The 15810-nt window shown below is 40.1% G+C and carries 12 protein-coding genes and 1 tRNA gene; 2 read left to right on the plus strand and 11 right to left on the minus strand.

What is annotated here, in order from left to right:
* Positions 1-1112: 1112 nt before the first annotated feature.
* Positions 1113-1592 (minus strand): hypothetical protein, encoded by a 480-nt coding sequence (locus tag DRW42_RS20620; RefSeq protein ID WP_113950724.1) that lies wholly within the window; start codon positions 1590-1592, stop codon positions 1113-1115.
* A gap of 419 nt (positions 1593-2011) precedes the next feature.
* Here DRW42_RS20620 and DRW42_RS20625 point away from each other — a divergent pair, with 419 nt between their 5' ends.
* Positions 2012-2425: a VOC family protein gene (locus tag DRW42_RS20625; protein WP_113950781.1), complete on the plus strand. Its 414-nt coding sequence runs from the start codon at positions 2012-2014 to the stop codon at positions 2423-2425.
* A gap of 125 nt (positions 2426-2550) precedes the next feature.
* On the opposite strand, the gene DRW42_RS20630 is transcribed toward DRW42_RS20625, so the two are convergent.
* On the minus strand, positions 2551-3003 hold the full coding sequence (locus tag DRW42_RS20630; RefSeq protein ID WP_113950725.1) for a DUF2059 domain-containing protein: 453 nt from the start codon (positions 3001-3003) through the stop codon (positions 2551-2553).
* A gap of 247 nt (positions 3004-3250) precedes the next feature.
* Between DRW42_RS20630 and DRW42_RS20635 the strand changes: the two genes are divergently transcribed.
* Positions 3251-4498, plus strand: a complete 1248-nt coding sequence (locus DRW42_RS20635) for an Ig-like domain-containing protein (protein ID WP_113950726.1) — start codon at positions 3251-3253, stop codon at positions 4496-4498.
* A gap of 220 nt (positions 4499-4718) precedes the next feature.
* Here DRW42_RS20635 and DRW42_RS20640 read toward each other — a convergent pair whose 3' ends face one another.
* From DRW42_RS20640 to DRW42_RS29020, 9 genes are all read right to left on the minus strand, one after another.
* Positions 4719-5024: a GIY-YIG nuclease family protein gene (locus tag DRW42_RS20640; RefSeq protein ID WP_113950727.1), complete on the minus strand. Its 306-nt coding sequence runs from the start codon at positions 5022-5024 to the stop codon at positions 4719-4721.
* A 48-nt stretch (positions 5025-5072) separates the two neighbouring features.
* Positions 5073-5146 (minus strand) — tRNA-Asn (locus DRW42_RS20645).
* Between the two features lie 535 nt (positions 5147-5681).
* Positions 5682-7247 carry a SusD/RagB family nutrient-binding outer membrane lipoprotein gene (locus tag DRW42_RS20650; RefSeq protein ID WP_113950728.1) on the minus strand — a complete coding sequence of 522 codons (1566 nt, stop codon included), beginning with the start codon at positions 7245-7247 and terminating at the stop codon, positions 5682-5684.
* 18 nt (positions 7248-7265) lie between these two features.
* Positions 7266-10493 carry a SusC/RagA family TonB-linked outer membrane protein gene (locus DRW42_RS20655; RefSeq protein WP_113950729.1) on the minus strand — a complete coding sequence of 1076 codons (3228 nt, stop codon included), beginning with the start codon at positions 10491-10493 and terminating at the stop codon, positions 7266-7268.
* Positions 10494-10598: 105 nt separating this feature from the next.
* Positions 10599-11759, minus strand: a complete 1161-nt coding sequence (locus DRW42_RS20660) for a TIGR03364 family FAD-dependent oxidoreductase (RefSeq protein WP_113950730.1) — start codon at positions 11757-11759, stop codon at positions 10599-10601.
* A gap of 212 nt (positions 11760-11971) precedes the next feature.
* A complete protein-coding gene (locus DRW42_RS20665) occupies positions 11972-13291 on the minus strand; it encodes a DUF5690 family protein (RefSeq protein ID WP_113950731.1) in 1320 nt (439 codons plus the stop codon).
* 206 nt (positions 13292-13497) lie between these two features.
* Positions 13498-14388 (minus strand): alkaline phosphatase family protein, encoded by an 891-nt coding sequence (locus DRW42_RS20670; RefSeq protein WP_113950732.1) that lies wholly within the window; start codon positions 14386-14388, stop codon positions 13498-13500.
* Positions 14389-14477: 89 nt separating this feature from the next.
* Positions 14478-15047, minus strand: coding sequence for a helix-turn-helix domain-containing protein (locus tag DRW42_RS20675; protein ID WP_113950733.1), 570 nt, complete (start codon positions 15045-15047; stop codon positions 14478-14480).
* Between the two features lie 288 nt (positions 15048-15335).
* On the minus strand, positions 15336-15494 hold the full coding sequence (locus DRW42_RS29020) for a hypothetical protein (protein ID WP_167437822.1): 159 nt from the start codon (positions 15492-15494) through the stop codon (positions 15336-15338).
* Between the last annotated feature and the right edge of the window lie 316 nt (positions 15495-15810).

The following is a 15810-nucleotide window of genomic DNA, read 5'->3' on the forward strand; positions in this document are numbered from 1 at the left end:
TTGACACAGTTTGTTAAATAAATTCGCCAGGGGTCAAAGTAATCCGCCTAAAGGCCTGCTGTTTAAGCTCCAGTACGGATTGTTTAATATCAAAGCTCAATCGCTTAATCCGGGAACCCAATTCTTTAAGCTTGGGGCTTAATCATTTAACCAAATAGCCTGATCGTTTAACCCGGGAACCCAATTTTTTAAGCTCCGGGTTTAATCATTTAACCAAATAGCCTGATCGTTTAGCCCGGGAATCCTATTTTTTAACCTCCCGGCTTAATCATTTAACCAAATAGCTCAATCGTTTAACCCGGAAACCCAATTCTTTAAGCTCCGGGCTTAATCATTTTACCAAATATCCTGATCGTTTAACCAGGACCCCCAAATTTTTAAGCTCCGGGCTTAATCATTTAACCAAATAGCTCAATCGTTTAACCCGGAAACCCAATTCTTTAAGCTCCGGGCTTAATCATTTTACCAAATATCCTGATCGTTTAACCAGGACCCCCAAATTTTTAAGCTCCGGGCTTAATCATTTAACCAAATAGCTCAATCGTTTAACCCGGAAACCCAATTCTTTAAGCTCCGGGCTTAATCATTTAACCAAATAGCCTGATCGTTTAACCAGGACCCCCAAATTTTTAAGCTCCGGGCTTAATCATTTAACCAAATAGCTCAATCGTTTAACCCGGAAACCCAATTCTTTAAGCTCCGGGCTTAATCATTTAACCAAATAGCCTGATCGTTTAACCAGGACCCCCAAATTTTTAAGCTCCGGGCTTAATCATTTAACCAAATAGCTCAATCGTTTAACCCGGAAACCCAATTCTTTAAGCTCCGGGCTTAATCATTTAACCAAATAGCCTGATCATTTAGCCTGGGAGGCCAATTCTTCAAACTCCCGGCTTAATCATTTAACCAAATAGCCTGATCGTTTCCCCCAGGAGCCCTATTTTTTAAGCTCCGGGCTTAATCATTTAACCAAATAGCCTGATCGTTTAGCTTTGGATCCCTATTTTTTAAGCTCCGGGCTTAATCATTTAAGCTAAAAGCGCTGACGCTATATCTTTAAGGTCAAAAAAATATCCACCGGCCAATTTAGCCTGGGGATATTCTTTAATTCATTATTGAATGGGATCAACACGCTTGCCTGATCTTGGAAAGCGCTGTTTCAGGTCATCATGCATGGCCTGTGTGCCTGGCACATTAGAACGGCTTGCCCCTTTAATAGAATGGTAAATAATCAAAGCAGCCTCGTAAGCTTCGCTGCCTGCAACCATGCCAGTATCTTCTATACCCCGTAAAATTGTACTTAACTGCTGGTAAATGGTATAAATATGAGAAGCGAGTTCGTTATCTTTTTTGGCTTCGCTTAAATCGATGTAACCCGGCACCAGTGTTGGATTTTGCGTGGCATACTCAAGTGTTTTTTCTACAAAAGCCAATGTCCTGTCGCCCATTTTAAGGGTCGATATTCTTTCTTCTGCGCTTAAACTGATCACTAAAACTGGCGCTAAGGCTGCTTTTAATGCTTCAATAGCGGCAGAGATAGCTGCTGATTGCCCGGTGGTAATTTCTGTTGAAATCCTGTTACTTAAACTCATGGTAAATGGTTTTTAGTTAAATATTAAGGTTAATTGATAATCCGTTTCAAAACCGCAAGCCTCAACATATAGCTATACCGGCCATTGATGAACTTGTAGTGGTATATAAAATGTGGGACGAATTAACCATTATAACCATGGGACAGCTGGCCAGCTAATGGTACGGCAAATAGGGAAATACCGTGATTTAAATATAAGTAAATGACTGAAAATAAATAAATTTTGTGAAATATTTTTATTTTAACGATTGGCAGTAATCGTGGGCAATTCTGGTGCGTTATGCCCGATGATTCAATTTATTATAGCTTAAATAATGTGGCAACAGGTAGTCGCGTTTCACCCCTTAACTTGTCGTTTTTGCACGTTAGCACCTATAGGTAATGCCTGTATCTTTGAATAAACTAAAAAGAAAAACAAATATGGCAACTCAAATTTTTGTAAACCTGGCTGTTAGCGATCTTAATAAGTCAGTAGAATTTTTCACTAAACTTGGTTATACTTTTAACCCTCAATTTACCGACGAAAAAGCAACCTGTATGATCATCAGCGATACCATTTATGTGATGCTGTTGACCAAAACCTTTTTTCAGACTTTTACCACTAAAGAAATTGTAGATACCAGCAAAGCAATAGAATGTTCCATTGCCTTATCGGCCGATAGTAAGGATGCGGTTAACGAAATGGTAGATAAAGCCGTAGCCGCAGGTGCCACAGTACCAAACCCTGCTACTGATTATGGTTTTATGTACCAGCATAGTTTTGATGACCTGGACGGGCACCACTGGGAATATGTTTGGATGGACCCGAACGGTATGCCTGAGCATCAGGGATAGTTTGGAAATAGATACTATTGGCAAAAACTTATTGATATTAAAAAAAAGGCATGCACGAGAAATTCGTTGCCTGCCTTTTTATTTCCACACGGGCGCTTTAAGCGTTCGGCTACAGCAAGTTGCTGTTATTGTTTTAAATATCCTTTGGCCTTTAGTTTATCTACAACTTTTTGACCTATTTGCTTACCCCACTCCTGACCTGCCATCATAGATTCTTGAGTAATCAATGGCGTTTTTTCAGCAAATTTTTTACCTACAGGTGTTTCATAAAACGCAATTACTCCTTGAAGATCAGCTTCTGTTAAATGTTTCTGATATATTGGCAAAACAAGGTCAACAAGCTGATTGATTACATTTTTATTGAGCTCAACAGTAAACTCATCCCAAAATTCCTGTGGAACATTTGATTGCTGCTGTTTAAACATAACAATCATTTGATTTACGACTCCTTTATAAGCCACTTCTGAGCCTGACACCTGTATCATTTTAGTTAATGAAGATTTGTAGCGGGTATTTTCCTGACAAAAAGAAAATGTTGTTGCAAATGCGAATAGCAAAGTTAAAATAGATAATTTCATGTTGTTTTTTTAGGGTAAAGTTAAAGCTTTAATATCTATGTTAAACTTTTTTAATGACAGATTAATTCCTGTTTTTAACAGCATGTTGTATCTAAGAACGAAAGTATTTATAATCGCTCCAACAATTCCGGCGGACTCCTTTTAATATGTTCATATTTTTTTTCCTGGGATTTTTTTCCAAACCTTTTTTATTAAGAAAAAGCAATTATCCTGTCACATTCCAACTTTTCCTGTGTCTTTTACTGATATGAAGAAAGCCATACTTTTTGCAACCCTTTTATGCGCTTCCATTACTCAAAGTATTTGGGCGCAAAAATCTGTAAACCTGATCACCACAGATATTGACCATTTCTGGCAGGCTTACGATAAAATCATTTCTACAAAAGATACGAGTGCGCAGTATACTTACCTCAACACTTTATTTCTGGAGAAAAGCACAGCAGGCCAGAAAGCAATGATAAATGCCAGAAACTATACCTCAAAAGATTACCTCAGGGTTATCAGCGAGCGACAACCTTATTTTAATTCCATCCGCGCCAATACTTTAAAAGCAAAAGATTATGCAAAGGCCATCGCGATTAAAGTAGAAAAACTAAAGCAACTTTACCCGGCTTTAAAGCCCGCAGAAATCTACTTTACCGTAGGTGCCTTTAGAAGCGGCGGAACCACCACAGGTAAAATGGTTCTGATTGGAAGTGAAATTGCCATGGCTGGCGAGCACCTTGACAACCTGGTTTTTACCAATGTTCACGAATATGTGCATACTCAGCAAAAAACAAATATGGGCGACAATCTATTGGCGCAATGTGTAATGGAAGGGGTTGCCGAATTTGTTTCCGAGAAAGTGATGGCCATTCCTTCTACCCTTCCCGCGCTTACCTATGGAAAAGCACATACCGAAAGTATTAAGCAGGTATTTATACTACAAATGTTCAATACCGGAAATGGTTTTTGGTTATACAGTAATGCTGAAAATCAATTTGGGCTGAGGGATCTCGGCTATTATGTGGGTTATGCCATTGCCGAACAATATTATGCAAAAGCAACAGATAAAGCCAGGGCAATTGCTGAAATGATTGAGCTTGATTACAATAATATGGAAGCTTTATCGGCCTATGTGGATCAGTCGGGTTATTTTAATCAAAAGGTTAAGCAATTACGCGATGAATATGAAAAGAACCGCCCTTTTGTGGTAAGTGCCACACCTGAGAAATTTACAGATTCAGTGGGTTCTTTAAAATATACAGTGAAAATCCTCTTTTCAAAACCTATGGATAAACGCTTAAGAAACTTTGAATACGGGCCATTAGGTAAAGAAAATGCCATGTATGTTAAAAAATTTGTTGGTTTCTCTGTTGACGGCAGCGCTGCTACATTCGAAACGGAATTAGAACCCGGCAGGCAATATCAGCTTGTACTTGGAGAAGGGTTTAAGGATGCGAGTGGTGTAGAGATGAAGCCATACCTGATCGACTTTAAAACCAGAGATAAATAATGTGAAACAATTAAGTGTAAATACTTCTCTGCTGAACCATATAAGATAGACTTATCAGCTTAAATGGGCTTATATTCCTTATGTGGCAAAATATTCACAGCTCGAAGAATTATAAAGGCAAATGGTTAAAACAAATTTGCTCAAGTTTCATTTTGGTTTTGAAGCTCCCTCTGCTGGGCTTCCTGCAAGTGCGGGACCGCACTCCGCAGCGATATTCTGATTAATTCTGCACCTGTGGAATTCTAACCAGTTGCGCAAGTATTCCTGTCAACAGTTCTCCGCTGATAAGTTTTTCTAGCAGCTTTCTACTTTTTTGCTTTTTGATAAACTTTTCAATCCGCATGGCCTCTCCTTCCACCTTGCCACAGGAGAATATAGCCTTTAAAACCCACGGTCGGTATTTTGAAGTATAAGTAACTCTATCTGTAGAATTATGTGCGAGCAGGCGGCTGTGGGGATCATTACTATACCCAACATAATACTTATCAGAAGTGGGTGAATATAAAATATAGAGATAGTACATCATTAAATGTACAAAAAAGCCTCACAATAATATTGTGAGGCTTCAGATGTGCTCCTTCTGCTGGGCTCGAACCAGCGACCCTCTGATTAACAGTCAGATGCTCTAACCAGCTGAGCTAAGAAGGAATATTTATTTATTCTGGTTGTTTCACTATTAATGATCAAAATCCTTTGATCGTTTCCTTTGCCTCTGATTAATCCCGCACCTGCGGGACTCTAACCAGCTGAGCTAAGAAGGAATATTTATTTATTCTGGTTGTTTCACTATTAATGATCAAAATCCTTTGATCGTTTCCTTTGCCTCTGATTAATCCCGCACCTGCGGGACTCTAACCAGCTGAGCTAAGAAGGAATATTTATTTATTCTGGTTATTTCACTATTAATGATCAAAATCCTTTGATCGTTTCCTTTACCTCTGATTAATCCCGCACCTGCGGGACTCTAACCGGCTGAGCTAAGAAGGAATCCGGCTATCCAAAAAACAAGTTTCTTTAAGCTTTAAGGCAAATATCCGCTTGTTTGTTTTGGGAGTGCAATATTAGCGCTTTTAAATTATTTATGCAAAAAATAATTTAAATATTATTTAATAAACTGTTCCTCCGTTTAGTGCGGAGGAACAGTTATTATTTTCAGCACTGAATTTCAGCTAATTACCAATTTCTATTTAACAATCCAGGGCAGTTGGTTAATATCATCTACACCATTGTACTGACGCTGCAAGGCAACTTTAAGGTTATCGCCATTGGTTGTACGCTCAATATCGGGGTACTGAAAACGTTTAGGAATCCTGTTACTGTTACCTACACCGGGACCGACATCAAAAGTTGGCACACCTGTGCGGCGGTACTGATAATAAGCTTCAAAACCCGAATTACGGAAATAAGCAAGATATTTCTGTGTGAGGATCTGTTTTAAACCGTCGGCTGTATTACCCGCATATTTAATTGCAGTTTGTGCATAATAATCGGTTTCGAAATTAAAATTAACGTTGAAGCTTTCAAATTCGCCCAGTTTGCCATCTTTTTTAAGAAAGGTAACCACATTAACACCATCTTTAATGCCATAGAAACCGATAGAGGCCTGGATACCTTTTTTGTACCAGCTTTCAGCGTCGCCGGTTGTCCAGCCACGGTTAATACCCTCTGCCTTGATAAAACACAGCTCCGGATAAGAAATAATGAACGTATTTTCGGCTGTATAACCACTGTAATACCTGAAACGACCGATAAGCGAATACAAGCCTTTCTGTACCTTATCCAGCATCACCCCCTGATCTTCGCCGGTAGGTGCACCCACAAAATTGCGATAATCGGTAATGGCGTAACCATTGGCTTCGGAAATGCCCCTCGCCGGTTCTGCTACCATATAGGCACGCGGATCTTTAAGGCCCGATAAGGTATTTAAATAGGTACCGGCCATGTTGTAACGTAAAGCGTCGTTACCAAAATTATCTTTGTTGTTAGGGTATTTGTTAAAACTTTCGTTATACACAAACTGAAGATTATCGGCCATGCTGTCCATTACCGGGTATTTGGCGGGGTTGGCCAAAACAGCAGCAAACTGTTGTTTAACCTGCAGATCAGCGTCATCAACTTTGTTGCTTAGCTGAATCAAAGTCCGCAATTTAAAAGTATTTACCACTTTTTGCCAGGCGATAAGATCATTTTTAAGGTAAATATCGCCCTTTAGCTCTTTATTACCGGCAGCAATTAAAGTGGTTAAATCATTGTTCGATTCCTCTAACCAGGTTAACGACTGTTTAAAGATATCTTTCTGCGTATCGTACTTAGGCGTTAGGTTAGCAAAACCTTTTAAGGCTTCCGTCATCGGTAAATCGCCTACCTTTAAACTCATTTTCACGAAGAAATAAGCCTTAAAGAATTTGGCCAGGGCCAGGTAAGGTTTACCTACAGCAGCTCCTAAACGGTTGGCTTCTTCTTCCATTTTCACCACATTTTTCAGGGTGGTATAATCTAATGAGGCACCTGTCCAATCGTAATTATTGGTTGCGTAATAAAAATAATTTGCTGCGGTATACTGGTTCCACCTTTCAGAACCCGAAAACGGAGCTTCGTACATGTCGTACAAAATGCCATTCAGCAATAAATTTGGTGGCACAGTTTCGGCCTGGTTGGGGTTTTTAAAGTTTTCTTCGAACTGTTTCTTACATCCGGCACATATTGCAACCACAATGAAGAAAAACAGGATTTTATATATTGATTTCATAATTCTTATTGCTAAAGGTTAAAAAGTAACATTCAGGTTAAAACCTACACTTCTGGTGGTTGGTGTTTGCAGTGTAGAAGTACCTTCTCTGCCTGAATACTGATCTACATCCACATCGTTATATTTCGAGTTGATGAAATACAGCAGGTTACGGCCCACAACCGAAAAGTTGGCCGATTTAATAAAACTACCTTCCAGTAATTTTTTAGGCAACTGGTAACCAAGTGTTACTTCGCGCAGTTTTGCATAGGTACGGCTCATCATGGTATTTTCTTTGGCACCATAAAAAACGCCCAAATAATCCTGCAATAATTGCGGAGTGGTATTCGGCGCAAAAGTAAGGTCGCCATAGTTGGTAATTACGCCGGTAACCGGATCGAAATTAAGTTTACCGTTATTGGCAATTACCACACCATCACCTACCCATGTACCTTTGTAGTTGGGATCGTTTACGTGGATATAATCCTGATATCTGGCCTCGCCCATTTTACCCTGGATGGTTTCGATCTGGCGACCGCCCTGGAACGATTTCAACCTGACATAATCCTGCATTACGCCACCTACTTTACCATCTAACTGGAAGCTGAAGGAGAAATTTCCGTACCTGAATTTATTGCCGATACTCCACACCCAATTCGGATCTGCGTGGCCCAATAACTGGTTAACCGGTAACGAAATCGGGGTTCCACTCGAAGTGTGGATCACCTGCCCACCGGGTGTTTTGGCCAAAACCGAACCATAGATATTATCAATACGGTCGCCGGCTTTGAAGAACTGATCAACCGAAGTTTCGCCCGGAGCCAATTCTTTATAAACCTGTTTGTAAGTAGACCAGTTAATCATCACATCCCAGCTGAATTTATCGGTCATGATTGGTGCACCTGATAAACTTAACTCTACCCCACTGTTCTGCGTTTTACGGCCATTGATGGTATTGGTTTGATAACCCGTTGCCGGAGAAATGTTCTGTTTGATGATTTTTGGCCCATCAATATACCTGAAATAAGTTGCCTCAAAACCTAACCTGTTCTTTAAGAATTTAAGGTCGATACCACCTTCATAATTAGTCCTGCTCTGTGCTTTTACCGCATTCAGATCGATCAGGTTATTGGTGTAATAGGCACCGGTTTGATTGTTATAGGTTGGCCTGATACTGTATGGAGAAGAAAGGCCATAACCCGGACCGCCGTAAGAAGAAGTATATTCGGCACCATAACCCAAAGGATAAGTTTGTAATGGTGTTGCCCCGATATATTCGAGCGTACCCAAACCAGGATCTTTAACGTTGGCATACGATATCCTTGCTTTTGCAAAAGAAATAAAAGCAGGCATTTTTACATAATCAGAAACTACCGAGCTCAATGAAACCGAAGGATAAAATGCCGAGTTATTGCCCGGAGGAAGTGCGGAGTTTTTATCTACACGACCGGTGGTGTTGATATTGAGGTATTTTTTAAAGCTTAAATCAACCGAATAAAAAGCACTTAAAACCAGCATCTGCGAATTAAAATCGAATGCTTTTACCGGATTTTTAGAGTTTGAGAAATTATATACATTCGGAACGTTGAGGTAATCGGTAGTAGTAAAGCTGGAATTATAACTGAAGTTACGGGCATTACCGCCACCAAAAGCGCTGATCTCGAATAAATCGCTAACGTTTTTATTGTATTTTAAAATTAACTGGGTATTGTTTTCGAACATGCTGCGGCGGTCTTCCCTGTAATCGCCCAAACCTTCTTCACGGCCATAAGGGTGTGCCGAAAAAGGCATTTTTTCTGTCCTTAGCTGATCGTAGGTAGAAATCTGCGTTTTCAGCAATACATCCAAACCTTTATCAATGTTATAATTTAATGAGGCATAACCGTTAATGTCGTTCTTTTTGTGTCCGCGCAACCACTCGTACGACATAAAATAAGGGTTATGGTAGCGCTGGTATTCGGCATAAACAGACTGGATGCCTTCTTTGCCTGGCTGCCAGTAGTTTTTCATGTCATCGATATTCCAGTCGGCACCACCCCAAAGCGTCATGTTGTAGATCACACTATTCGGGCCATAGTTTACATCAGGAATATTATCAGAAAACTGACGGCTGTAATTGATATAAGCTTCTGCCCTTAACTTCGGACTGATATTATAAGAACCGCTCACATTAAAATTATTAATATTCAACTGTGTGTTAGGGATAATTCCTTTCTGATAGTTATTTGAAATAGAGACCCTTAAATTGTACTTATCGGTAGCTGAAGATAAAGCAATGTTGTTGGCAGAAAGCAAACCTGTTTCGATAAAACGTTTTAAATTATCCTTTCCACGCGCCACCCATGGGGTACCCTGACGGACACCGTTTACCACAGGGCTATCATATTGAGGAATTAACTGGCCTTCGAATTTCGGTCCCCAGATATCATAATCACCATCATTTAAACCACCGCCTTTACCATCACCGAAAGAATAGGCACTGTGCTCGCCCGGGCCGTATTCGTCCTGGCTTTTTGGCAATGCAATAAACCCTTTGTTAAACTGCGTGCTCGAGTTTAGCTCAACGGTAAAACCTTTATCGCTTAATTTACCTCTTTTGGTGGTAATCAACAAGGCACCGTTATAAGCCTGATAACCGTACAATGCAGCAGCAGCAGGACCTTTTAGCACGGTATAGGTATCGATATCATCGGGGTTGATGTTCCAGGTATCCGAATTGATCGGCACCCCATCTACCACCACCAGGTTTACATCATTACCACGCAGGTAAAGAGACGAACGGCCCAAAAGCTCAGAAGATACACCCACAGTTAAACCTGCAACTTTACCCACCAAACCATTTACAGGGTTGGCTTCCCTTGCTTTTACCAGATCGGCTCCTTTAACTTCCTGAATGGCATAACCAAGGTTTCTTTTCTCCTTGCGGATACCAAGCGCGGTAACCACCACATCGTTCAGGTTTTTAGAATCAGTTTTTAAAGTAACAGAGAGATTGGCACCCGTAACCTGTACTTCCTGACTAATAAAGCCAATAGAACTTACCACTAAGGTTTCGCCAGTTTTGGCATCGAGGGTAAAGCGGCCCGACTGATCGGTAGAGGTTGCTTTTTTAGTTCCTTTTACCAGCACACTTACACCAGGAATGGGTTGCTGTGCATCGTCTTTAACAAGACCGGCTATTTTTGTTTGCGCCCACGTAAAATAAGGCGTTATGCATAGTAACAGCAAGGCTACCATGCACATCTTCATCTTGTAGAGATGTTTCATTTATCTATAATTTTTTTAGGTTTTATAGATGCAATGATAAGATGTGCATGTTAGCTCAACACCAACTTTAAGTTAACAAAAAACCATATTTTTGTTTAGCATTTGTTAACAAAATATTTTCTTAATGCTTTCGGCAGCGTAACCTGCACTTGCTGTCATCCCTTTACCGCCAATGGCCGTACGGATGTGGATGCGATCGTCCAGATCATAAGTTACAATATGTTTTGTGGGGTGTTGCGGGTAAAAACCGGCCCAGGTAGTTTGCAGTTTACGCACATCGAAATCAACAATTCTTGCCGCTTCTTCGAGCATCAGCTCATTAATGTAATGGCTTAAATCGAAGCCCAGCTCATCGAAATGATTTACATCAGCATACACATGCGAATCGCCGATGATAATGCTGTTATCGGCCGCTTTTTTAAACAGGATGTGGATGCCCCATTTTTTAAGTTCCTCGTAATGATCGGGGGTTTTAATGGTTTTGACCGAAGGACAATAATGCTCAAAACTCTCGTAACGGCGGGTAGTTAAACCGGTTAAAATATTGCCTTCGAGTTTTACATCGGGCATGGGGATGCTTCGCATCATCTGTAATTTACTCACTACAATACCGCTTTCGCTAAAAAGTTCGGGGTAAAGCAATTTAAACTCATAACCGTTACAGATAATGGCTTTTTCGGCGGTAAAAAGTTCGGTGTTGTTTCTTAACCCAACTTCTACTCCGGCACCTTTGCTCTCGCAAGCCGTAACGGGACTATTGTATTTTAAGGTATATAATTCAAATTTGGCCTGCATATATTGGTGCAGACGGTGGATCATTAAATCGGGTGCAACGCTGATTTCCTGTGGAAAAAAAATAGCTTCTTTGGCGTAAGAGGGTTTAATGGCCGGATACTTTTTTAAAATAGCAGCCTGATTGAGTAATTCTGTTTCGTAACCAATGGTATCGTAATGTGCTTTTAGCTCATTGATCAAAGTACATTCGTCTTCATCTGATGCAATGTACACACTCCCATTGGCGGCTACCGAAATATCAAATTCTTTTTGGATAGATTTATAGATATCCAGTCCGGCTACTCCATATTCAAACCATTCGGCTTCCATACCAGATGGCACCACCTGGCCGAAGTTGCGCACAGTGGCACCAACGGGGAAATTATCTTTTTCGAGCTGTAATACCGATTTCCCTAAAAGTAAGGTATGGTAGGCATGAAAAGTTCCCAATATGCCACCACCAATTACAATAAGATCGAAATGTTTATTCATGTTTGTTTATTTTTTTTAGATGCTTAAAAAATTACTTACACCATTAATATTTATTATAGTAGCCATTTTTAGTCCCATAACATAACGCGATCGTCATGCTGAACTTGTTTCAGCATCTTTCCTGCCAGATAGACCCTGAAATAAATTCAGGGTGACGACCATATGGTATCATATTTCTTATATAGTAAAAAGACAAAAAAAACTTACCTCTTTCATTCTCCTGTTAAAACCATATCCCCCGTTGCCTGCATTTTTTTATTCGTGGCCAAACTTTTTCTCCTGAAATAAATAAGCGAGAGCACGCCGCACGCTCCGCCTGCTAATGGTACAATATATAAACACTGTTTAAAGAAATGCATCCAGCTGATATGGGTTTCGCCAAATTCGTGCATCATCAATACCGAAAAACTACCCACGTAACCGATTGAATCGGCCACGTACATAATGAACCCAATATTGCTTTTGTAATGGAAATTGGCAATCATCCGCTCAAAGAAAATGGCATTGTAAGGAATGTACGCCATATACAATCCCATACCCAATAAAGCCATCCAACTGACAGGGCTAATGTAACCTTTATCAAAAAAGAAGGTACTTAAACCAATTAATAAACAACCGCCAATAACCATAAGGTGGATTACGGTAAAAGCCTTGAGGTTATCTTTAATCAGGATCAGAAGTCCCATCAGCACCAGCACCACAACCGAAATCAAAGTATCAATTTGTGTGTAAATGTGGTTATTATGAATGCCGAGGCCGTTCCAGATCTCGACTTCAAAATTATCGCGCATATCGCGGATACAGGTAAGCAGTACATAAATGATAATAGTTAAAATAATGCCGGGCAAAAAAGTGGTGATAAAAGCTTTCCGCTGTTTCGCATCCATAGGCACCCTCTTGGTTCTCAGTTCCTGGTCTTCTTTGGATGGCGGCGGAATGACCTCCAACGCAAATACAAAGAGGAACAATGCAGGCAAAAAAACCAATCCGGTGAGAAAAGGCATCCAATAATCGCTTACGGATGCAAACGACATCAGCATCCTGGCCACCGTTTTAACAAAACCGGAAGCAAAAATTAAACTGATAGACATTAATGCGCCCATAAACTCAGTTGTTTTTCTTCCTTCAAGGTAACTGAATACCAAACCCCAAATCATGCCTAAAGGAAAACCATTGAGCAAAAGAAATACGATATTGTAAGGTGCAGGAACCAGTGCAAAACCGAGCAGGGCCAGCCATGAAAAAAGAATCAGAAAAATGATACTCCGGGCACGGTTACTTTTTCCCGATTCGGAAATAAAACGGATGCCATAAAACTTACTGAGGGTATAACCCACCATCTGCGCAATCACCAGCCAAACTTTATAATCTATATGCAGAAACTCCTGGTGATCGAATGTAGCCGAAGCAAAAGCTTTTCTAAAGGCATACATACTGGTATAACAACCGAACGCTGCAACACCACCAAGCACCGTAACCAGCCAGTATGGCCAGTTTAATGCTTTTTTACGGACAATTTGTAGCAAGCTCATCTATTTGGTTCTTATATCCTGTATCCTTACTTTACCAAAGAACACCGGTTTATTATTCTCGTTCCCGCAGATTTTGCCCACGGGACGAAGCATGATCAACTTAATCGTCATAACTGTTAAAATATAAACAATAGTAAACATTGTTTATTATTTATAAACAAACGGTAAGTTATCAAATTGTTAAGTTTAACGAAACGCGACCAGTTTTATTTTGCAAAAGCCTCTGATACAGGTTTACCACGCCAACTCTGAGGTGCCGTTAAGCCCATTAACCATGCAAGTGTTGCTGCTGTATCGTAAGTTATAATCACATCTTTAAGTTCGTGGTTTTTACGTACGCCAGGGCCAGAAATAATCCAGGGGATCTGCACTTCATCAAGCGATTTACCACCATGACCTTTACCGGTTCCACCATGATCGGCCGTAACCAGGATGATGGTTTCATCCGCAATACCTGCATCATTTACCGCCTTTATAATTTTTCCGATACGTTGATCTACCAGTTCCAGTTGTTTATAATATGCAGGGGTGCGGTGGCCAATGGAATGGCCGGTGTTATCAGGTTCATCAAGATGCAGGAAAGTAAAATAAGGCTTTTCGTTTTTGATGATCGCCGCAGCAGTATCCACGCAGAAATCGTCTTTTTCTTTGCCGTCAACAACAATATTTACAGCATCTTTTTCGAACAGATGGCCGATGCCGTTCCAGCTGTAAATAATTGCTGTTTTAGCGGTTTTCTTCTGATCTCTGACCACGCTGAATATACCCGGAAATAAACCATAGCCCGTTTTGGTTACAGAAGGGATTTCGGGCACTTTACTGTTCCATTCGGTATAACCATGTTCAGTTGGTCCGGCGCCCATGAGTAATGAAGCCCAGTTAACAGCACTTGATGACGGCAATACACAGCGTGCTTTATCCGTCCATGAGCCATTGGCCATTAAAGCTTTAAGATTGGGCATATTGGCCTCCTGCAGCGCGTAACCGCCAAAACCATCGCAGCCAATGAGGATTACATGTTTGATTTTTTTTGATTGCGCCTGTGCAACAACAGCCAGGCAAAGCAGCAGGACAGTGCTTTTTAGAAATTTTTTCATATTCATATTTTACCGGTTAAGGTAGGATTGATTTATGAACATGAAGGTAAAAAATTGTTAAGTATAAATAAACTTTGTTTACTAAAATGTTACTCGAAAAAATAAACCACAAGCATTAAGGCTTTGGTATCGCCAATGTTTACCGGGGTATGAGAGAGCCTGCCGTCGAAAAGCATCGAATCACCTTTTTCGAGGATAATTTTCTTTTTCGAAAACTGGTATTCCACCTTACCTTCTATCATGTACTTAAACTCGAAAGCTTCGGTTTTAACCATTGGGCGGTGTGCATTTACTTCCAGCTCCAACAGTACAAAATCGGCGGTAGAAAATTTAATGTTTTTGGTTAAAATACGCGAATAGTTAAAGCCAACAGCCTGTTCTTTTTCAAATTTCTGGTAATTATCTTTTCGTTTTACCAGCACGGGGGCATCTTTTTTATGAAAGTTGATATCTTTAAAAAAGCTGTTTAAATCGATCTCCAGACTTTTGATAATGTCCATTAACACCATTAGCGAAGGGATAGTTCTGCTGTTTTCGATCTGGGAGATTAAACCCTTACTCACTTCTGCCTTATCTGCCAGTTCCTGTACGGTAATACCAAGTTCTTTACGTCTTTCTTTAATTTTTCCGCTGATCTGTAAAAGGATTTCTTCCTGCATGGTTAAATAGATATTAATAGCGCTAATGTATCATTTTATTCCAATAATATAAATGATACATCACATTAGTTACAGCGTAAACAGGCAAAAAATGGCATTCTTTTTACCACAGAGAAAACAGAGAAGGCACGGTGTAAATCCTGCGTTGAGCAGCTCGATCGATGGGAACCAAAGAGCAGAATTTCCCGCGGATTTAAGAAAATTTTCGCAGAGAAATAAAAATGCAGTAATGATTTATAAAATATAACATTATAAAATCGGTCGGTGAGACACCGACCGATAGGAGTTTTAGCGGTAATGGCCCGGTACCCAATGGCGGCCGCCGTAAGGGCCAACATTATAATGTCCGGGTACCCAATGGGCACGGGGCGCACGTGCACTAACTACGCATGCACTAAAATTAAACGCCATAACCAATAAGAGCAACGCATTAACAATCTTTTTCATAACCTAACCTTTTTAAGTGAAAAAATAATTCAAGCTTTACGCTGTGTGTTTAATTTGGACGAATGATGAACAAAAAAGTTTAATTGGTTCATTGGTCATTTGTTCATTGGTCATTGGTCATTTGTTATTGGTTAGCATGGATCAAAAGGTTAATTGGTTAATTACCTGTAATCGATTAAAAACCTGCTTTTTCTGTGTATCGGTGGCTGAATGGTTAGACAAAACTATCCTACGATTCCCTAAGGATGACAGGTTGCGAAATGAAAAGTTTAAATAGTATTGCTTAAAAGACACATCATGCTGAATTTATTTCAGG

This window comes from Pedobacter miscanthi (assembly GCF_003315595.1).
GTDB classification, from domain to species: Bacteria; Bacteroidota; Bacteroidia; order Sphingobacteriales; family Sphingobacteriaceae; genus Pedobacter; species Pedobacter miscanthi.